The organism is [Acidovorax] ebreus TPSY (assembly GCF_000022305.1).
GTDB lineage: Bacteria > Pseudomonadota > Gammaproteobacteria > Burkholderiales > Burkholderiaceae_C > Diaphorobacter > Diaphorobacter nitroreducens.
This window is the reverse complement of record NC_011992.1, coordinates 61,951-81,022: the sequence shown is the minus strand read 5'-3', so window position 1 is coordinate 81,022 and position 19,072 is coordinate 61,951. Positions and strand designations below refer to the sequence as shown.

The 19,072-nt window shown below is 66.5% G+C and carries 14 protein-coding genes and 1 CRISPR repeat array (1 of these 15 cut by a window edge); of the genes, 11 read left to right on the top strand and 3 right to left on the bottom strand.

Translation table 11 applies throughout. From position 1 onward, the window contains the following. Nucleotides 1–12: 12 nt before the first annotated feature. The 4 genes from DTPSY_RS00355 to DTPSY_RS00340 all read left to right on the top strand — a co-directional run bounded on the left by DTPSY_RS00355 (nt 13) and on the right by DTPSY_RS00340 (nt 5,893). Complete coding sequence (locus DTPSY_RS00355; RefSeq protein ID WP_012655187.1) at nt 13–1,023, top strand: GGDEF domain-containing protein; 1,011 nt, start codon at nt 13–15, stop codon at nt 1,021–1,023. 78 nt (nt 1,024–1,101) lie between these two features. Next, nucleotides 1,102–3,009, top strand: a complete 1,908-nt coding sequence (locus DTPSY_RS00350; RefSeq protein ID WP_012655186.1) for a B12-binding domain-containing radical SAM protein — start codon at nt 1,102–1,104, stop codon at nt 3,007–3,009. Between the two features lie 96 nt (nt 3,010–3,105). Further along, a complete protein-coding gene (locus DTPSY_RS00345; RefSeq protein ID WP_012655185.1) occupies nt 3,106–4,404 on the top strand; it encodes a methyl-accepting chemotaxis protein in 1,299 nt (432 codons plus the stop codon). Nucleotides 4,405–4,606: 202 nt separating this feature from the next. Then, on the top strand, nt 4,607–5,893 hold the full coding sequence (locus tag DTPSY_RS00340) for a solute carrier family 23 protein (RefSeq protein ID WP_012655184.1): 1,287 nt from the start codon (nt 4,607–4,609) through the stop codon (nt 5,891–5,893). 135 nt (nt 5,894–6,028) lie between these two features. Here DTPSY_RS00340 and DTPSY_RS00335 read toward each other — a convergent pair whose 3' ends face one another. Next, nucleotides 6,029–6,760: a TFIIB-type zinc ribbon-containing protein gene (locus DTPSY_RS00335; protein ID WP_012655183.1), complete on the bottom strand. Its 732-nt coding sequence runs from the start codon at nt 6,758–6,760 to the stop codon at nt 6,029–6,031. A 199-nt stretch (nt 6,761–6,959) separates the two neighbouring features. On the opposite strand from DTPSY_RS00335, the gene scpC reads away from it, so the two are divergent. Then, nucleotides 6,960–8,480 (top strand): succinyl-CoA:acetate CoA-transferase ScpC, encoded by a 1,521-nt coding sequence (scpC, locus tag DTPSY_RS00330; protein ID WP_012655182.1) that lies wholly within the window; start codon nt 6,960–6,962, stop codon nt 8,478–8,480. 246 nt (nt 8,481–8,726) lie between these two features. Here scpC and DTPSY_RS00325 read toward each other — a convergent pair whose 3' ends face one another. Then, the gene (locus DTPSY_RS00325; protein WP_012655181.1) at nt 8,727–9,884 is read right to left on the bottom strand and encodes an ABC transporter substrate-binding protein; all 1,158 of its coding nucleotides are present in this window, start codon (nt 9,882–9,884) and stop codon (nt 8,727–8,729) included. Between the two features lie 223 nt (nt 9,885–10,107). Between DTPSY_RS00325 and DTPSY_RS00320 the strand changes: the two genes are divergently transcribed. Further along, on the top strand, nt 10,108–10,530 hold the full coding sequence (locus tag DTPSY_RS00320; protein WP_012655180.1) for a hotdog fold thioesterase: 423 nt from the start codon (nt 10,108–10,110) through the stop codon (nt 10,528–10,530). A 358-nt stretch (nt 10,531–10,888) separates the two neighbouring features. On the opposite strand, the gene DTPSY_RS00315 is transcribed toward DTPSY_RS00320, so the two are convergent. Next, nucleotides 10,889–11,461, bottom strand: coding sequence for a cob(I)yrinic acid a,c-diamide adenosyltransferase (locus tag DTPSY_RS00315; protein ID WP_012655179.1), 573 nt, complete (start codon nt 11,459–11,461; stop codon nt 10,889–10,891). 155 nt (nt 11,462–11,616) lie between these two features. On the opposite strand from DTPSY_RS00315, the gene DTPSY_RS00310 reads away from it, so the two are divergent. The 5 genes from DTPSY_RS00310 (at nt 11,617) to cas2 (ending at nt 18,504) form a co-directional block, all read left to right on the top strand. Beyond that, nucleotides 11,617–11,997, top strand: a complete 381-nt coding sequence (locus DTPSY_RS00310; protein WP_012655178.1) for an EF-hand domain-containing protein — start codon at nt 11,617–11,619, stop codon at nt 11,995–11,997. Nucleotides 11,998–12,248: 251 nt separating this feature from the next. Further along, nucleotides 12,249–13,673 (top strand): FAD-binding oxidoreductase, encoded by a 1,425-nt coding sequence (locus DTPSY_RS00305; protein ID WP_012655177.1) that lies wholly within the window; start codon nt 12,249–12,251, stop codon nt 13,671–13,673. Between the two features lie 195 nt (nt 13,674–13,868). Further along, nucleotides 13,869–17,264, top strand: coding sequence for a type II CRISPR RNA-guided endonuclease Cas9 (gene cas9 / locus DTPSY_RS00300; RefSeq protein ID WP_012655176.1), 3,396 nt, complete (start codon nt 13,869–13,871; stop codon nt 17,262–17,264). Then, entirely contained in the window at nt 17,251–18,159 is a 909-nt protein-coding gene (gene cas1, locus DTPSY_RS00295; RefSeq protein WP_012655175.1) for a type II CRISPR-associated endonuclease Cas1, read from the top strand. Before cas9 ends, cas1 begins: the two co-directional genes overlap by 14 nt. A gap of 42 nt (nt 18,160–18,201) precedes the next feature. Then, a complete protein-coding gene (gene cas2 / locus DTPSY_RS00290) occupies nt 18,202–18,504 on the top strand; it encodes a CRISPR-associated endonuclease Cas2 (protein ID WP_238526554.1) in 303 nt (100 codons plus the stop codon). A 64-nt stretch (nt 18,505–18,568) separates the two neighbouring features. Continuing rightward, nucleotides 18,569–19,072: a CRISPR direct-repeat array (repeat unit 36 nt; unit sequence AGTGTAGCTATCCGGGGTGAGAGAGGGAGCTACAAC) (it continues 456 nt past the right edge of the window).

Genomic DNA, 19,072 nt, shown 5'->3' with positions numbered 1-19,072 from the left:
CATAATGGCCGCATGGACAACCTGTTGGACCATCTCTGCGAGACCGTCACCCGCGCACGCACCGTCGAAGAGCTCACCCGGCCGCTGCTGGAGCTGCTGGAAGACATCACCGGGTTCGAATCCACCTACCTCACGGTGGTGGACCTGGAGCGGGGTGTGCAACGTGTGCTGTACGCGCGCAACACGCGCCAGATGCAGATCCCCGAGGGACTGAGCGTGCCCTGGCACGACACGTTGTGCAAACGCGCGCTGGACGAGGGGCGACCCTTCACCGCCGACGTGGGGCAATGCTGGGGCGATTCGCAGGCCGCCGCCGCGCTGGGCATCCAGACCTACGCCAGCACACCGGTGCGCATGGCCGACGGCCAGCTCTACGGCACGCTTTGCGCCGCCAGCGACGAGCGCCAGGAGCTCACTTCCCAGGCGCGCAACGCGCTGACGCTGTTCGCGCGGCTCATTGGCCAGCAGGTCGAGCGCGAGGAGCTGCTGCAGCAATTGCTGCAGGCCAATGCCCGGCTGGCGGCCTATGCGGCGACCGATGCCCTTACCGGCCTACCCAACCGCCGCTCGCTGCGCGAAATGCTGCACCAGCAACTGGCGCAAGGCGCGCGCCAGGGCACGGCGGTGCTGATCGCCTTCATGGACCTGGACGGTTTCAAGGCGATCAACGACACCTATGGCCACGAGGTGGGCGACCTCTTCCTGGCCGACATGGCCGATCGGCTGCGCGGCGCGGCGCGCGCGCAGGACTTCGTCGCACGCTACGGGGGCGATGAGTTCGTGGCCGTAGGCCCCGGCCCCGCGCCCGGCCCGGCGCTGGAGGCGGCCCGCCAGGGGTTCGGCCAGCGCCTGGCACAGGCCACGCGCGGGCGCTTTGGCGGGGCGGGCGCCCCCATCGACTACGCCGGCGCCAGCGTGGGTGTGATCGCCGTGCTCCCCAACGGCATGACGGCCGACGAGGCGCTGCGCGAGGCCGACCGCGCCATGTACGCCGCCAAGAAGGCGCGCCGCGCCGTGCGCTGAACAAGCCCCCGCACGGGCATGCGCGGCAGGGGGCCGGGATAATCCGCCGCTCTGCCAGCCCCCTCCACCCCTTTGCCCATGCCCGCAGCCCTGCCCCGCGTGCTGTCCGTCATCCCGCCGATGACGCAGCTCAACACGCCCTACCCCTCCACCGCCTACCTCACGGGCTTTCTGCGCTCGCGCGGCGTGCCGGCGTGGCAGGAGGACTTGGCGATCGCGCTGGTGTTGCGGCTGCTCTCGCGCGACGGTCTCGCGCAGGTCGCCGAAAGGGCGCGGGCCCTGCCCGCAAACGCGCAGAGCCCGGCGGTGCAGTCCTTTCTTGCACAGCAGGAGCGGTACCTGGCCACCATCGGCCCAGCCATGGCCTTTTTGCAGGGCCGCGACAGCACCCTCGCGCACCGCATCGTGGGCCGCCACTACCTGCCGGAAGGGCCGCGCTTCGCGGCGCTGGACGTGTACGAGGACGACGGCAGCGGCGACCCGCTGGGCTGGGCCTTCGGCGCCCTGGGCCTGACCGACAAGGCCAAGCATCTGGCCACGCTGTACCTCAACGACCTGGCGGACGTGCTGCAGGGCGCCGTGGACGCGCGTTTCGAGTTTGTGCGATACGCCGAACAGCTCGCCGGCAGCCAGCCCACGTTCGACCCGCTGGCCGACGCGCTGGCGCAGGCGCCGACCTTCGTGGACGAGGTGCTGCAGCAGCTCACCCATGAGGCCGTCGCGCGCCACCAGCCCGGCGTGGTGCTGCTCTCGGTGCCCTTCCCGGGCTCGGTGTACGGCGCGTTTCGCATTGCCCAGGCCATCAAGGCACGGCACCCGCACATCGTCACCGTGCTCGGCGGCGGCTTCGTCAACACCGAGCTGCGCGAGCTGGCCGACCCACGGGTGTTCGATTTCTTCGACTACGTGACGCTGGACGCCGGCGAGCGCCCGCTGCTCGCGCTGCTGGAGCACCTGCAAGGCCAGCGCGGGCGCCAGCGGCTGGTGCGCACCTTTGTGCGCAATGACGATGGTGCCGTGCAGTACGTCCACCTGGCGGAGCCCGACGTCGCCTTTGCCGAGATCGGCACGCCCACCTGGGACGGCCTGCCGCTTCAGCGCTATCTGTCGCTGCTGGACATGCTCAACCCCATGCACCGGCTGTGGAGCGACGGGCGCTGGAACAAGCTCACCGTGGCGCACGGCTGCTACTGGAAGAAGTGCAGCTTCTGCGACGTGAATCTGGACTACATCGGCCGCTACGAGGGCGCCAGCGCCCAGGTGCTGGCCGACCGCATCGCGGCCATCGTGGCCGAGACCGGGCAGACCGGTTTTCACTTCGTCGATGAAGCCGCGCCGCCCAAGGCCCTCAAGGCGCTCGCGCAGGAGCTGATCGCACGCGGCACCGGCATCTCCTGGTGGGGCAACGTGCGCTTTGAAAAGACCTTCACGCCCGAGCTGGCCGAGCTGCTGGCCGACGCGGGCTGCATCGCCATCTCGGGCGGGCTGGAGGTCGCCTCCGATCGGCTGCTGGGCCTGATGAAGAAGGGCGTCAGCGTGGACCAGGTGGCGCGCGTGACCCGCGCATTCAGCGACGCGGGCATCCTGGTGCATGCCTACCTGATGTACGGCTTTCCCACGCAAACCGTGCAGGACACGGTGGACGCGCTGGAATACGTGCGCCAGCTGTTCGAGAACGGCTGCATCCAGAGCGGCTTCTTCCACCGCTTTGCCTGCACCGTGCATTCGCCCGTGGGACAGAACCCCGAGGAATACGGCGTGACCCTGGCCCCGCTGCCGCCGGGCGGTTTTGCCAAGAACGATGTGGCGTTCATCGACCCCACGGGGGTGGACCACGACGCGCTGGGCGCCGGGCTGAAGAAGGCCATCTACAACTACATGCACGGCATCGGGCTGGAGCAGGACGTGCGCATGTGGTTCCCCTTCCACGTGCCCAAGACCACGGTGCGGCCAGGCCGCATCGCGCGCGCCCTGGCGGCGCGATAGCTATTGTTTTAATAGCCTCTCGCGCTTTCCCCGCAAAGCGTTGCGCTCACCGCACGTACACTACGTGCCCGGTATTTCTGAGCAACGAGGTGTCCTATGTGGTGGCAGCAGCAACGTTTTTCGGCACAAGGGCGCTGGCAGGCCATTGCAGAGCAGGCGGCCGTGGTCGAAGTGGATGTCCAAGGCGTGGTGCGCGAAGTGAACGCGCGGTTTTGTGACCTGCTGGGCTACCAGCGTGCCGAATTGATCGGCCAGCCCCAAACGATTTTCTATCCACCGGAATACGTTGCCAGCCCTGCCTTTCAGGCCAATTGGCGGCGCCTGTGCGGCGGCGAATTCGTGCAAGGCACGGCGCAGCGCCGCTGCAAAAACGGCACCGTGGTCTGGGTGCAGGGCATGTTCTACCCCGTGCGCGATGCCCGCGGCCGGGTGGAGCGCATCGTGGGGCTGGTTTACGACGTGACCGCCACGCAGGAGCAGACGCAACGCGCCCATGCCATCCTGGAGGCCATCGAACGCTCCATGGCAGTGATCGAGTTCGACCTGCAAGGCCATGTGCTGCGCGCCAACGACCACTTTCTGCACACCATGGGCTACACCCGCCAGAACCTGGTGGGCCAGCACCATCGCATCTTGTGCCCGCCCGCATTCGCGCAAAGCAGCGACTACCCACGCTTTTGGGACGATTTGCGCGCGGGCGTGTATTCCAAGGGCAAGATCGAGCGCGTCGATGCGCGGGGGCGCACGGTGTGGCTGGAGGCGACGTACAACCCGGTGCTCGACCCTGACGGCGTGGTGAGCCACATCGTCAAGTTCGCCACCGACATCACCGCGCGTGTGCAGCAGGCGCAGGCGCGCGAGCAGGGCGTGAACACGGCGTTTGCCGTGGCGCAGGAGACGCAGCAGCTCTCCGAAGAAGGCACGCAAACCATCGTCGACGCCACGGCGCGCATCCAGTCGATCGCCCAGCTGTTCGAGGACACCGCGGCCCGCGTGCACGAACTCGGGCGCAAGACCGAGAGCATCGCCGCCAGCGTGCAGGGCATACGCCGCGTGGCCGACCAGACCAACCTGCTGGCCCTCAACGCGGCGGTGGAGGCCGCGCGCGCCGGCGTGGCCGGGCGCGGCTTTGCCGTGGTGGCCGAGGAGGTGCGCAAACTCGCCGGCGACAGCCGCACCGCCACCAACGACATCCACCAGACCATCCAGGCCGTGCTGCAGGAGATGCGGGCGATGATCGACCACATCCAGGGCGGCGTGGCGGCGGTGGAGCAGGGCGCCCAGCTGTCACGCCAGGCGCGCGACGCCATCGAGCGCATCCGCGAGGACGCACACAAGGTGGTTGACGTGGTGCAGGAGCTGCACGCGCTCGAGACCGGCAAGCCGGGGCGCTGAGGGCCTGGCAAACCTGGGCCCCGTGACGGCAGAAAACGGCCCCGCCACGCTCGGCAGGCCGGCGGCGATGGGCCCGTCTGGCACCCCTGGGTGATAGCGCACTCCGGCACACTCCTGATTTGATAGCTGTTTGCGCTTGCTACACAAGCGCCAGAGGCCCATCTAACCTCTAAAATCAGCGCTTTCACACAAGGAGAGCCCCATGGCCCTTTTGCAATGGAATGAGCGCCCGGCGCAGGTGCTGCAGGGTGGCGGCGTGATCGGACCGGATGAGCGGCTGCCCTGGGCGCAGACCGGGCTGATGGGCATCCAGCACGTCATCGCCATGTTCGGCGCCACGGTACTGGCGCCCATCCTGATGGGGTTCGACCCCAACGTGGCGGTGCTGATGAGCGGCATCGGCACGCTGATTTTCTTCCTCATCACCGGCGGCAAGGTCCCGAGCTACCTGGGCTCGTCGTTCGCCTTCATCGGCGTGGTGATCGCGGCCACGGCCTATGCAGGCAAAGGGCCCAACGCCAACATCGGCGTGGCGCTGGGCGGCATCATCGCCTGCGGCCTGGTGTACACGCTGGTGGGCGTGGTGGTGCACCTGGTGGGCACGGGCTGGATCGAGCGCTTCATGCCCCCGGTGGTCACCGGCGCGGTGGTGGCCGTGATCGGGCTGAACCTGGCCGGCATCCCCATCAAGAACATGGCGGCCAACAACTTCGAGGCCTGGATGCAGGCCCTGACCTTCGTGTGTGTGGCGCTGGTGGCGGTATTCACCAGCGGCATGCTGCAGCGCCTGCTGATCCTGGTGGGACTGATCATCGCCAGCCTGCTGTACGCGCTGCTGACCAACGGCATGGGCCTGGGCAAGCCGATCGACGTGTCGGGCATCGCCAACGCCGCCTGGTTTGGCCTGCCGCAGTTCCATACACCGGTGTTCGAAGCCAACGCCCTGCTGCTCATCGTGCCCGTGGTCATCATCCTGGTGGCCGAGAACCTGGGCCACATCAAGGCCGTGACGGCCATGACCGGCAAGAACCTGGACCAGTACATGGGCCGCGCCTTCATCGGCGACGGCGTGGCGACGATGGTGAGCGGCGCGGCCGGCGGCACGGGCGTGACGACGTACGCCGAGAACATCGGCGTGATGGCCGCCACGCGCATCTACTCCACGGCGGTGTTCCTGGTCGCGGCGCTGCTGGCGGTGCTGCTGGGCTTCTCGCCCAAGTTCGGCGCGCTGATCCAGGCGATCCCGCTGCCGGTCATGGGCGGCGTGTCCATCGTGGTGTTCGGCCTGATTGCGATTGCCGGCGCCAAGATCTGGGTGGACAACCGGGTGGACTTCTCGCAGAACAAGAACCTCATCGTGGCGGCGATCACGCTGATCCTGGGCACGGGCGAATTCACGCTGAAGTTCGGCGACTTCGCGCTGGGCGGCATCGGCACCGCGACCTTCGGCGCCATCGTGCTCTACGCGGCCCTGAACCGCGGCAAGTAAGGCTGGGCGGGAGCGCCCAGGCGCGCTCCCATATCCATAGCTGCTAGCGCTTATCCTGAAACGATTCAAGGCACTTTCTGCCTTGAAAATCAATCGTAATAAGCGCCAGCAGCTCTTTTTTTAGTAGCAGACAGATCAACGCCGCAGCAGTGACCACACCATCTCGATGCCCGCGGTGAGCAGGTCGAACTCATCGCTGCGCGTGCCCTCCAGCCGTTCGCGCTGGCGTGCACGCTCCTCCCGCGCACGGTTGCGCTCCAGCGCCACCAGCGCGTCGGCCAGGGCGTCGGGCGAGGCGGCGTCCGCCGGCGCGGTCTGACGGGCGGCGCTGCCGTGGCGCGCCAGGGCCTTGTCCACCGCCTGCGGGTCCAGCAGCGACAGGGCCGAGCGGCAGTAGGGGCAGGCGTGGTCGTGGCGGATGTCCACCGTGCCGCCGCAGCTTGTGCAGTTGATGGTGCCCACACGCTCGGCCAGCGCCTCGATCTCCATCGTGGACAGGTGCCGCACGAAGCCCTTCTCGACCATGAACGAACCAAAGGTCGAAAAGCGCCCGTGGCGCGCCGCGCAGCGGTAGGTGACGTAGCGCCCGCCCTGCGCCACGTCGTAGCCCTTGGCCAGCGCCTGGCTGCAGCGCGGGCAGCGCAGCCGGTCGGCCAGCGGGTGGTGTGCATCGCCACGGTGCTGGTGCAGCAGCTCGAACAGCTCCAGCACGGCCGCCGGCGCCAGGCGCGTGTTCTCCTGCGGGTCGAACCACATGCCCTGGCAGGCAAAGCACAGGTCCAGCTCCAGCGTGCCTCCGGTGCTGGCGGCAAAGCGCCGGATCTCGGTGGGCTGGCGGCACGAGGGGCAAAGCGGTGTGAACGGCATGGTGGACGCGATCGTACTGCCTGCCCGGCCGGTGCCGCGACGCGGCCGTACCTGCGCGGGCGGCCTGCGTCAGCGCGGTGTAAGGCCAGGGTTATCCCTAGCCGCGCACGGAGCGGCTGCTAAGATTTACGCTCTTTTTTGCGCCCCGCGCCAGCTGCCCGCCAGGCCTGCACGGGGCGCTTGTCCGTCTGGAGTTAGCGTGCCCACCTCGTCGTCCCCCCGTATCCAGCACCCCGGTCTGGCCCAGAAAATCATGAGTGCGGCCGAAGCCGCGGCCCTGATCCCGGCCGGCGCCAATATCGGCATGAGCGGCTTCACCGGCGCGGGCTATCCCAAGCAGGTGCCCCAGGCGCTGGCCGCGCGCATCGAGGCCGAGCATGCAGCAGGCCGGCCGTTCCAGGTCAACGTGTGGACGGGCGCCTCCACCGCGCCCGAGCTGGACGGCGCGCTGGCCAAGGTGAACGGCATCCACCAGCGCCTGCCCTTCCAGTCGGACCCGATTTGCCGCGACAAGATCAACGCGGGCGAGGTGCACTACCTGGACATCCACCTCTCGCACGTGGCGCAGCACGCCTGGTTCGGCTTCCTGGGCCCCATGCAGGTGGCTGTGGTGGAGGTGCTGGGCATCCTGCCCGACGGCCGGCTGATCCCCTCGGCCGCCGTGGGCAACAACAAGACCTGGCTGGAGATCGCCGACAAGGTGATCCTCGAGGTGAACTCGCTGCCCCCGATCGAGATGGAGGGCATGCACGACATCTACTACGGCACGGCCATCCCGCCGCGCCGCCAGCCCATTCACCTGACGCAGGCCACCGAGCGCATCGGCGAGCCCTACCTGCGCGTGGACCCGTCCAAGGTGATCGCGGTGGTCCAGACGCACCAGCGCGACCGCGACACGGCCTTCGCCAAGCCCGACGCAGTCTCCAACCAGATCGCGGCGCACATCATCGACTTCCTGGCCCACGAGGTGAAGGTGGGCCGACTGCCCAAGAACATGCTGCCGCTGCAGTCGGGCGTGGGCAACGTGGCCAACGCGGTGCTGACCGGGCTGCTGGACGGCCCGTTCGACGAACTGCTGGGCTTCACCGAGGTGCTGCAGGACGGCATGCTGGAGCTGATCAAGCGCGGCAAGATGACCGCGGCGTCGGCCACCGCGATCTCGCTGAGCAGCGAGGCGCTGAAGGACTTCAACGAACACATCGCCTTCTACCGCGACCGCATCGTGCTGCGCCCGCAGGAGATCAGCAACCACCCCGAGCTGGTGCGGCGCCTGGGCGTGATCGCCATGAACGCCATGATCGAGGCCGACATCTACGGCAACATCAATTCCACGCACGTGATGGGCTCGGCCATGATGAACGGCATCGGCGGCTCGGGCGACTATGCGCGCAACGGCTACCTGTCGTTCTTCGTCACGCCCTCGGTGGCCAAGGGCGGCAAGGTGAGCTGCATCGTGCCCATGGTCTCGCACGTGGACCACACCGAGCACGACACGCAGATCATCGTCACCGAGCAGGGCCTGGCCGACCTGCGCGGCCTGTCGCCACGCCAGCGCGCGCAGGTCATCATCGACAAGTGCGCGCACCCGGACTTCCGCCCGCTGCTGCAGGACTATTTCGACCGCGCGCGCAGCAAGGGCGCGCAGCACACGCCCCACATCCTGGGCGAGGCCTTGTCCTGGCACGAGCGCTGCCTGGCCACGGGCAGCATGCTGCCCTGAAGGCCCAGCCGTCCCTGGCGCCCCGGGGCCTACACAAAGAACGGAGAACTGGCGCGCCCCAGGCAAGGGCCTGGACCGGCCGCGCCGCCCCATGGCCGTGGGGCGCGCCCCCTGCCCGCATCGCGCAGCAAATACGAGAGCGGGACTGCGGCGCGCACTAGCTGCCTGCGCAGGCTTGGACGTTCCCGAAGGGCTGCCGCCTTGGGCAGCTGCACCGAGGCGCAAAGCGCCTCAGCGGTGCCGCTTTCAGGCGATGAAGCGGCCCGTGCTGCCCAGCACGCCCAGGTCGATGAAGCGCGAGCCCACGTAGGGCGCCTGGCCGCTGTAGTCCACCACGAAGCCGCCCAGGTCCAGGTTGCGGATGCCCGCCAGCGCCGCGCGCAGCTTGGGCTGGGTCACGTCCTTGCCGGCACGGTCCAGGCCTTCGATGAGCACGCGCGCGTTCACGTAGGCCTCCAGGCTGCCTTGCGAGAACTCGCTCTTGACCTGCGCGCGCATGGCGGACTGGTAGTCGCGCACCAGCTGCAGCTTGGCGCGGTTGGGGTCGGGCACGATCATGGACAGCGCGAGGCCGCTGCCGTCCTCGCCCAGCTGGCCCACGCTGGCGCTGGGCAGCGTCACGCTCAGGCCGGCCATGAGCACGCCGGGCGATTCCTTCTTGATGCCGCGCACCAGGCCCACGGACACCGTGCCCGCGGTCGCCAGCAGCACGGCCGAGGGGCGCGCCGCGGCCACGGCCTGCAGCACCTGGGGAAGGTTCTTGCCGTCGGTGGCCACGGCCACCTGCACGGCGGGCTTCATGTTCAGCGCCGCCAGGGCGCGCGTGGCGTCCTCCAGCATTTCGCGGCCGTAGCCGTTGTCCAGGTACACCACGCCGATGCCCTTCAGGCCCATGCCCGCCAGGCGCTGGATGAGGCGCTGCACCTCGTCGGTGTAGCTGGCGCGCACATGGAACACGTTGCGCGTGCTCTTGCGCAGCGACGACGCGCCCGTGATCGGCGCCACGTAGGGAATACCGGCCTCTTCCACCAGCGGCACGATGGCCGTGTTGTTGGGCGTGCCCACGCACGACAGCAGCGCCAGTGCGCTGCCCTGGCCGATGATCTGCTTGACGTTGGCCAGCGTGCGCTCGGGGTCATAGGCGTCGTCCACCATCTGCAGCTGCAGCGTGCGCCCATGCACACCGCCGCGCGCGTTGGCCTGCGCGAAAGCAGCGCCCGCGCCCAGCTGGATGTCGGTGCCAAAGCCCAGCAGCGGGCCGCTCATGGCGGCCGAGCAGCCGATCGAGAGGGCCTTGGCGGACACGCCTGGCGCGTCCTGCGCACGGGCCGGGAGCACGAAGGCCGGCGCGGCCGCGAGGGCGGCGGCCCGGCCGGCTTGGAGGACAAACTGGCGGCGTTGCATGGTCAAAGGAATGTGTGGGTTGGATGGGAAGGCTGCCCCGCGGCGCCCCGGCCCGCTGATGGGCCACGCAAAGCACTGCGCACGGGAAACGGATAAGCTCCAAACGAGCAAACCGGTCGATTCTGGGCGTGTGGAGGTTGCAACTTCCGCCACCGAGCCCACCAATCGTGCCAAAGCCCGGAGCCGCTGCCGGGCGCAGCCCTGATGTGAGACCCCTCAGACCATGACCCTCTGGAAAAAACCCACCACCCTCGCGCTGATCACCGCCTCCAGCGCCAACACCGCCGTGAGCCACCTGGGCATCGAGTTCACCGAAGTCGGCGACGACTTCCTGCGCGCGCGCGTGCCCGTGGACGAGCGCACGCGCCAGCCCTTCGGCCTGCTGCACGGCGGCGTGAGCGTGGTGCTGGCCGAGACACTGGGCTCGGTGGGCGCCTACCACGCCAGCCCCGAGGGCTGGCTGGCCGTGGGCCTGGACATCAACGCCAACCACCTGCGCGCCGCCAGGAGCGGATGGGTCACGGGCACGGCCCGGCCGGTGCACATCGGCAAGACCACACAGGTCTGGCAGATCGACATGGTGAACGACGCGGGCGAGCTGACCTGCGTGTCGCGCATCACCATGGCGATGCTGGCGCCGAAATAAAGGCATCCCCCTGAGGCGCTGCGCGGCGTCTGCTGGCGTGGCCTGCTCCGCGGACTTCGGAAGGGCAGCATGACGAGGGATCGCGCGCCGGCACCGTTCCGGGCCGCAGTGGGACAATGGGTCCAATCGGGGTGTAGCGCTTGATGGATAAGCGCGAGCAGCTACTTTTTTAATAGTAACACCACCCCACTCGCGCCCAAAGACAGCGCCTGCGGCCTGCGCTGCGGCTTTCGGAAGGTTGGAGCGGGGTGATGGATTGCGCGCCGGCGCACCTGCCGCGTTGCGGAGACTTATGCGCCCCATCGTGTTATGCGCCCCATCGTGCCGCAGCGCTTGACCAGTCTGCGCTGTCAGCTACTTATTCAGTAGCATCGTTCTGGCGTGCCAGGCGCTCGCTCTTCCAGTAGACCTCGCTGCCGCCGTCCATGCGGTTGAGCGCGCGCGAGAGCACGAACAGCAGGTCGGACAGACGGTTCAGGTACTGGCGCGGCGCGGCGCGCATGGTCTCGTGCTGCTGCAGCGCCACCACGGCGCGCTCGGCACGGCGGGCCACCGTGCGGCACACATGGGCCTGGCAGGCGGCGCGCGTACCCGCGGGCAGGATGAATTCCAGCAGCCGCGGCAGCTCGGCGTTGTAGCGCGCGAGCGCGTTGTCCAGCTGCAGCAGCGCATCGTCCTTGAGCAGCTCGTAGCCGGGCATGGACAGCTCGCCGCCCAGGTTGAACAGCTGGTGCTGCACGTCGATCAGCAGCTCGCGCATGTCCGCGGGCAGCGGCTCGCACAGGAGCAGGCCGATGTGGGAGTTGAGCTCGTCCACGTCGCCCATGGCCTGCGGGCGGCCGCTGGCCTTGGACACGCGGGTGTTGTCGCCCAGGCCCGTGGACCCGTCGTCGCCGGTGCGCGTGGCGATTTGTGTCAGTCTGTTTCCCATGGCGCGTTTCCTCCTCATTCGGGGCCGGGGCGACGATTGTGCGTTACATCCGCCGGGCCATTGTGGAGACGGGCAACAGCGGGCAAAAGTGCTGGCTGCGGCATCCATGCTGAGGTGCAATGAAGGCCTGTTCAACTTCCACCGGAGCCGAATCGATGCCTCACACACCGCAACGACGCACCCTACCCTCCTTCGATGCCCGCAGCGTGATGCTGTTTGCGGCGCTGACCGTGGGCGGTGCGGCGGCGCAGGCCCAGACGCCCAGCGCCCCCTCCGCACAACCGCAGTACCAGACGGGGCCGGGCCCAGCCACAACGCAGCCCAAAGCGACCTTTGGCGGCAGCAGCACGGCCACGCCCAGCGGCAGCAGCGCCAGCGCCAGCGCCTTTGAACGCGCCGATGCCAACCGCGACGGCCAGCTGAGCAGCGCCGAGGCGGGCCAGCTACCCGCCATCGCCAACCGCTTCCAGGCGCTGGACAAGGACAAGAACGGCAGTCTGTCCCGCACCGAATTCGAGGCCGGCAGCCGGTCTTGACGCTTAAAGGGACGGGCATGGTCAAGCATTGATTACGCACCCTTCGAGCGCAACGCCATACCCGTCCTGGGCGGCCCGTCTGGGCGACCCCGTCCTCTCGGGCCGCCACCACCCCCGCCTGCACTGTCCTCCAGGGTGCGGGCGGGGTTTTTCCATGGATACACGCTAGATCGGCCTCAACACTCGGCCCGCAGGCCGCAGCCCGGACTTCTAGAATGGCCGCCACCCACGCGCCTTGAAGGAAGCCCGCCATGAACGCCCCCGCAACCACCGCCCATCTGCAACCCCTGACCACGCCGCGCCCCGTGCCACAGGCGATGCTGGATGCGCTGGCCGCACGCTTTGGCGCGCAGTACTCGGCGGCGCAGGCGGTGTGCGAGCAGCATGGGCGCGACGAGGGCTCGCTACAGGCGCCCCCGCCGGCGGCCGTGGTCTTTGCCGAGAACACGCAGGACGTGCAGGACGCCGTGCGCCTGGCCGCGCAGTACGGCGTGCCAGTGATCCCCTACGGCGCGGGCTCGTCGCTCGAAGGGCACTTGCTGGCCGTTCAGGGCGGCATCAGCATCGACATGGGCCGCATGAACCGGGTGCTGTCCGTTGACGCCGACGACCTCACCGTGACCGTGCAGCCCGGCATCACACGCAAGCAGCTCAATGAGGCGATCAAGGACACGGGCCTGTTCTTCCCCATCGACCCCGGCGCCGACGCCAGCATCGGCGGCATGGCTGCCACGCGCGCCAGCGGCACCAACGCCGTGCGCTACGGCACCATGCGCGAGAACGTGCTGGCGCTGGAGGTGGTCACCGCCAGTGGCGAGGTGATCCGCACCGGCACGCGCGCCAAGAAGAGCAGCGCCGGCTACGACCTCACGCGCCTGATGGTGGGCAGCGAGGGCACGCTGGGCCTGTTCACCGAGGTCACCGTGCGCCTGTACCCGCTGCCCGAGGCGGTGAGCGCGGCGATCTGCTCGTTTCCCACCATCGAGGCCGCCGTGCGCACGGTGATCCAGACCATCCAGCTCGGTGTGCCGATCGCGCGCGTGGAGCTCATCGACGCCAACAGCGTGCGCATGGTCAACGCCCACAGCAAGCTCCGTCTGCGCGAGGAGCCGCTGCTGCTGATGGAATTCCATGGCTCGCCCGCCGGCGTGCAGGAACAGGCCGAGGTGGTCCAGGACATTGCACGCGAATGGGACGGCAACGCGTTTGAATGGGCCACCACGCCCGAGGAGCGCACGCGCCTGTGGACCGCGCGGCACAACGCCTACTTTGCCGCCGTACAGAGCCGCCCCGGCTGCAAGGCCATCAGCACCGACACCTGCGTGCCCATCAGCCGCCTGGCCGACTGCCTGCTCGACTCCGTGGCCGAGGCCGACGCGAGCGGCATCCCCTACTTCCTGGTGGGCCACGTGGGCGACGGCAACTTCCACTTCGGCTACCTGCTGGACCCGGCCGTCACCGCCGAGCGCGAGACAGCCGAGCGGCTCAACCACCAGCTCGTGGCGCGCGCGCTGCGCCTGGGCGGCACCTGCACCGGCGAGCACGGCGTGGGCGTGCACAAGATGGGCTTTCTGGTGGACGAGGCCGGCGAGGGCGCGGTGGAGATGATGCGCGCCATCAAGCGCGCGCTGGACCCGCAGAACATCCTCAATCCGGGCAAGATCTTCGCGCTGTAGTTCTACTGGCGTCCATCACCCCCGTACATCGTTGCGTTTTGACAAACTCCGTTACGCGTCGACAATAAAAAAGCCTGACAGGTTTCCCTGCCAGGCTTTTGGGTACGGACGGGGTCTTGCGACCCCTCCTTATTGCAGCAACGGCTCTCACCCCGGATAACCACAATCGGGGCCGAGTATAGCAAGGGAGGTTTCATGGCGCAGCACGTATTTGGCCTGGATATTGGGATCGCGTCCGTTGGCTGGGCTATATTGGGCGAGCAACGCATCATTGACCTCGGTGTGCGCTGCTTCGACAAGGCCGAAACCGCCAAGGAAGGCGACCCTCTCAATCTCACCCGCCGTCAAGCACGCCTGCTGCGCCGCCGCCTGTACCGCCGCGCCTGGCGCCTGACGCAACTGTCGCGCCTCCTCAAGCGCAAAGGGCTGATCGCCGACGCCAAGCTGTTTGCCAAAGCTCCCAGTTACGGCGACAGCGCCTGGGAACTGCGCCGCCAGGGGCTTGATCGCCTGCTCACTCCACTGGAATGGGCGCGCGTCATCTATCACCAGTGCAAACACCGGGGCTTTCATTGGACGAGCAAGGCCGAGGAAGCCAAGGCCGACAGTGACGCCGAGGGCGGGCGCGTCAAGCAGGGACTCGCTCATACCAAAGCGCTGATGCAGGCCAAGAACTACCGCAGCGCCGCCGAAATGGTGTTGGCGGAATTCCCCGACGCGCAACGCAACAAGCGCGGGCAATACGACAAGGCCTTGTCGCGCGTGCTGCTGGGTGAGGAACTGGCGCTACTCTTTGCCACTCAGCGTCGCTTGGGCAATCCGCACGCCAGTGACTTCTTTGAGAAATTGATCCTCGGCGATGGCGACCGCAAGAGCGGCCTGTTCTGGCAACAAAAGCCTGCGCTGTCGGGTGCCGACCTGCTCAAGATGCTGGGCAAATGCACCTTCGAGAAAGGCGAGTATCGCGCACCCAAGGCCAGTTTCTCGGTGGAGCGCCATGTCTGGCTCACGCGGCTGAACAACCTGCGCATCGTCGTCGATGGCCGCTCACGCCCGTTGAACGAAGCAGAGCGCCAAGCCGCGCTGCTGCTGCCCTACCAGACCGAAACCTCCAAATACAAGACACTGAAAAACGCCTTCATCAAAGCCGGACTGTGGGGCGATGGCGTGCGCTTTGGTGGCTTGGCCTACCCCAGCCAGGCGCAAATCGACGCCGAGAAGACGAAAGACCCGGAGGATCAGTTCCTGGTCAAGCTGCCTGCCTGGCATGAGCTACGCAAGGCCTTCAAGGCAGCGGGGCACGAAGCCCTGTGGCAGCAAATCAGCACCCCTGCGCTCGATGGCGACCCTACGCTGCTCGACCAGATCGCCACCGTGCTCAGCGTATACAAAGATGGTGCCGAAGTCGTGCAGCAACTGCGCCAGCTTGCCCTGCCCGAGCCGGCCGCCAGTATTGCCGTACTGGAGAAAATCAGTTTCGACAAGTTCTCCAGCCTCTCGCTCAAGGCCTTGCGCCGCATCGTGCCGCTGATGCAAAGCGGCCTGCGCTACGACGAGGCCGTGGCGCAAATCCCCGAATATGGGCATCACAGCCAGCGCATTGAACCAGGCGCCGCCAAGCACCTGTACCTGCCGCCGTTCTACGAGGCGCAGCGCAAATACGCGGGCAAAGGCGACCACATCGGCTCCATGCAGTTCCGTGACGACGCCGACATCCCGCGCAACCCCGTGGTGCTGCGCGCGCTCAACCAGGCGCGCAAGGTCGTCAACGCGCTGATCCGCGAATATGGCAGCCCCATCGCTGTGAACATCGAAATGGCGCGTGATCTGTCGCGCCCCCTGGATGAGCGCAACAAGGTAAAAAGGGCGCAGGAGGAATTCCGCGACCGCAACGACAGGGCGCGCTCCGAATTCGAGCGAGATTTTGGCTACAAACCGAAGGCCGCAGCCTTTGAAAAATGGATGCTCTACCGTGAGCAGCTCGGCCAGTGCGCCTACAGCCAGCAGCCGCTGGACATCCAACGTGTACTGGACGACCACAACTACGCGCAGGTCGATCACGCCCTGCCCTACTCGCGCAGCTACGACGACAGCAAGAACAATAAGGTGCTGGTGCTCACGCACGAGAACCAGAACAAGGGCAACCGCACCGCATTCGAATACCTCACCAGCTTTCCTGACGGCGAGGATGGCGAACGCTGGCGCACCTTTGTCGCCTGGGTGCAGGGCAACAAAGCCTACCGTATGGCCAAGCGAAACCGGCTGCTGCGCAAGAACTACGGCGTCGACGAATCCAAGGGATTTATCGACCGCAACCTAAACGACACGCGCTACATCTGCAAATTCTTCAAGAACTACGTCGAAGAACACCTGCAACTGGCTGCGCGCGCCGATGGCGACACGGCGCGCCGCTGTGTGGTTGTCAACGGCCAGCTCACCGCCTTCCTGCGCGCGCGCTGGGGCTTGACCAAAGTGCGTGGCGACAGCGACCGCCACCACGCGCTGGACGCCGCTGTGGTCGCCGCCTGCACGCATGGCATGGTCAAGGCGCTGGCGGACTACTCGCGCCGCAAGGAAATCTCCTTTCTGCAGGAAGGTTTCCCCGACCCGGAGACAGGCGAAATTCTCAACCCAGCCGCGTTCGACCGCGCGCGCCAGCACTTCCCCGAACCCTGGACGCACTTTGCCCACGAACTGAAGGCGCGCCTGTTCACCGACGACCTGGCCGCACTACGCGAGGATATGCAGCGCCTGGGCAGTTACACCACAGAAGACCTGGGCCGACTGCGCACGTTGTTCGTCTCGCGTGCGCCACAGCGGCGCAGCGGCGGCGCCGTGCACAAGGAGACTATCTACGCCCAGCCTGAAAGCCTGAAACAACAAGGTGGCGTGATTGAAAAAATCTTGCTCACCAGCTTGAAGCTGCAAGACTTTGACAAGTTGCTCAACCCGGAGAGCAACGATCATTTTGTCGAACCGCACCGCAACGAAAGGCTGTACGCAGCCATTCGCCAGCGACTGGAGCAATTCGGCGGCAGGGCTGACAAGGCCTTCGGCCCCGACAACCTGTTTCACAAGCCCGACAAGAACAACCAGCCCACCGGCCCCGTCGTGCGCAGCATCAAGCTGGTACGTGGCAAGCAAACCGGCATACCGATCCGGGGCGGTCTGGCCAAGAACGACAGCATGCTGCGCGTGGACATTTTCACCAAGGCGGGCAAGTTCCATCTGGTACCGGTGTATGTGCATCACCGGGTGACGGGCTTGCCGAATCGGGCCATCGTGGCGTTCAAGGATGAAGATGAGTGGACGCTGATTGACGAGAGCTTTGCATTCTTGTTCTCGGTTTATCCAAATGACTATGTCAAGGTGACCTTGAAAAAGGAGCAACAGTCAGGTTATTACTCAGGTGCGGATCGCTCGACCGGTGCCATGAACCTTTGGGCTCACGACCGCGCCGCATCGGTTGGCAAGGACGGTCTGATTCGCGGCATAGGCGTCAAGACCGCCCTCTCTGTTGAAAAATTCAACGTCGATGTGCTGGGCCGTATCTACCTAGCGCCACCGGAGACGCGCAGTGGTCTGGCGTAGCATCGTCATCAACCGTCCGGCCAAACTCAAGCGCGAGCATTTCGCGCTGGTGGTAGAGCAGGAGCAAAGCGCGCGCGTGCCGTTCGAGGACATCGCCGTCATTGTGCTCAACCACCGCGAGATCACGCTGACGCACCCCGTGCTGTCGGCTTGCGGCGAATACGGCATCGGCCTGTACAGCACGGGCGACAACCACCAGCCCAACGGCGTGTTCATGCCCTTTCTGCAGCACAGCCGCGCCACACGCATGCAGCGCCTGCAGCTCGACCTGGACAAACCCAGCGCCAAGCGCGCCTGGGCGCACATCGTGCAGGTGAAGATCGGCAATCAGGCGCGCTGCATGGAGTTGCTGGGCACGGTGGGCACCGACCGCCTAGCCTCCTACGCGCGCCGCGTGCGCTCCGGCGATGGCGGCAACCTGGAAGCGCAGGCGAGCGCCTACTACTTTCCGCAGGTGTTTGGCCGCAGCTTTCACCGCAGCCAAACGGGGTGGAGCAACGCCGCGCTGGACTATGGCTACGCCGTGATGCGCGGTGCCTGCGCTCGCGCCCTGGTGGCACACGGCATGCTGCCCAGCCTTGGACTGTTTCACCGCAGCGAGCAAAACGCCTTTAACCTGGCCGATGACCTGATCGAGCCTTATCGGCCCGTGGTAGACCTGCATGTGGCGCAGCACCGGCCCGCCGATGAAGACGCTGAACTGCAGCCCAGCGACAAAGTCGCCCTGGTGGGCCTGCTGAACGTGGACGTGGCCATGCCGCGCGGCCAAATGAGCGTGCTGGCCTCGATCGAGCAGGCGGCCGAGTCGCTGGCGCGCTTGTACGACGGTGGCAGCGAGCAGGTGCTGGAGTTGCCGCGCCTGATCGGCCTGCGGCAGCATGTGTTCGAGATATAGCGGCACCTCACCATGGGCCAGGACACGAGGCGATTTATGCGCATGTTGGTGTTCTTCGATCTGCCCGTAGTCAGCAAGGCCGACCGACGCGCCTACACGGTGTTCCGCCGATTCCTGCTCAACGACGGCTACGACATGATTCAGTTTTCGGTCTATGGCCGCATCCTCAACGGCACCGATGCTGCGCAAAAGCACATGCAACGCCTATTGGCCAACCTGCCATCCGAGGGTTCGGTGCGCGTGCTCACGGTGACCGAAAAGCAATTTGCCAGCATGAAATTGCTAGTCGGGTTGCCATTATTTCAAGAAAAAAAGGTCAACGCGGCACAAATAGCACTGTTTTGAAAAGCATTTTTGATGAACGAAAACCCACGCTCCGCTAAGCGGGGCGCGGGTTTCGCTAAGACCAAGTGTAGCTATCCGGGGTGAGAGAGGGAGCTACAACTCTCGCTCATGCTGTTGTCCCTCCGTCCAGAGTGTAGCTATCCGGGGTGAGAGAGGGAGCTACAACAGCGATGGCCTCTTCGCGCCGGGCGTAGCCAGTGTAGCTATCCGGGGTGAGAGAGGGAGCTACAACGGACGCCCAAAAGGCCGCTGGGAACGTGTTAGTGTAGCTATCCGGGGTGAGAGAGGGAGCTACAACTAACGTCGTTCGCATTACCCACGGCGATCCAGTGTAGCTATCCGGGGTGAGAGAGGGAGCTACAACGCCGCCGTCGCAGGCCATCCAAGTGGTTATAGTGTAGCTATCCGGGGTGAGAGAGGGAGCTACAACCTGGCTTCCGCGCAGTAGACGAACTGCTCAAGTGTAGCTATCCGGGGTGAGAGAGGGAGCTACAACGCTAGAAAAGGCAGGGGTGACTTACATCGAAGTGTAGCTATCCGGGGTGAGAGAGGGAGCTACAACAATGCG

Bases quoted from the DNA above. Each gene is read 5' to 3' on its own strand.
- DTPSY_RS00355 (WP_012655187.1), top strand. From the start codon at position 13: ATGGACAACCTGTTGGACCATCTCTGCGAGACCGTCACCCGCGCACGC.
- DTPSY_RS00350 (WP_012655186.1), top strand. From the start codon at position 1,102: ATGCCCGCAGCCCTGCCCCGCGTGCTGTCCGTCATCCCGCCGATGACG.
- DTPSY_RS00345 (WP_012655185.1), top strand. From the start codon at position 3,106: ATGTGGTGGCAGCAGCAACGTTTTTCGGCACAAGGGCGCTGGCAGGCC.
- DTPSY_RS00340 (WP_012655184.1), top strand. From the start codon at position 4,607: ATGGCCCTTTTGCAATGGAATGAGCGCCCGGCGCAGGTGCTGCAGGGT.
- DTPSY_RS00335 (WP_012655183.1), bottom strand. From the start codon at position 6,760: ATGCCGTTCACACCGCTTTGCCCCTCGTGCCGCCAGCCCACCGAGATC.
- DTPSY_RS00325 (WP_012655181.1), bottom strand. From the start codon at position 9,884: ATGCAACGCCGCCAGTTTGTCCTCCAAGCCGGCCGGGCCGCCGCCCTC.
- DTPSY_RS00320 (WP_012655180.1), top strand. From the start codon at position 10,108: ATGACCCTCTGGAAAAAACCCACCACCCTCGCGCTGATCACCGCCTCC.
- DTPSY_RS00315 (WP_012655179.1), bottom strand. From the start codon at position 11,461: ATGGGAAACAGACTGACACAAATCGCCACGCGCACCGGCGACGACGGG.
- DTPSY_RS00310 (WP_012655178.1), top strand. From the start codon at position 11,617: ATGCCTCACACACCGCAACGACGCACCCTACCCTCCTTCGATGCCCGC.
- DTPSY_RS00305 (WP_012655177.1), top strand. From the start codon at position 12,249: ATGAACGCCCCCGCAACCACCGCCCATCTGCAACCCCTGACCACGCCG.
- cas9 (WP_012655176.1), top strand. From the start codon at position 13,869: ATGGCGCAGCACGTATTTGGCCTGGATATTGGGATCGCGTCCGTTGGC.
- cas2 (WP_238526554.1), top strand. From the start codon at position 18,202: ATGTTGGTGTTCTTCGATCTGCCCGTAGTCAGCAAGGCCGACCGACGC.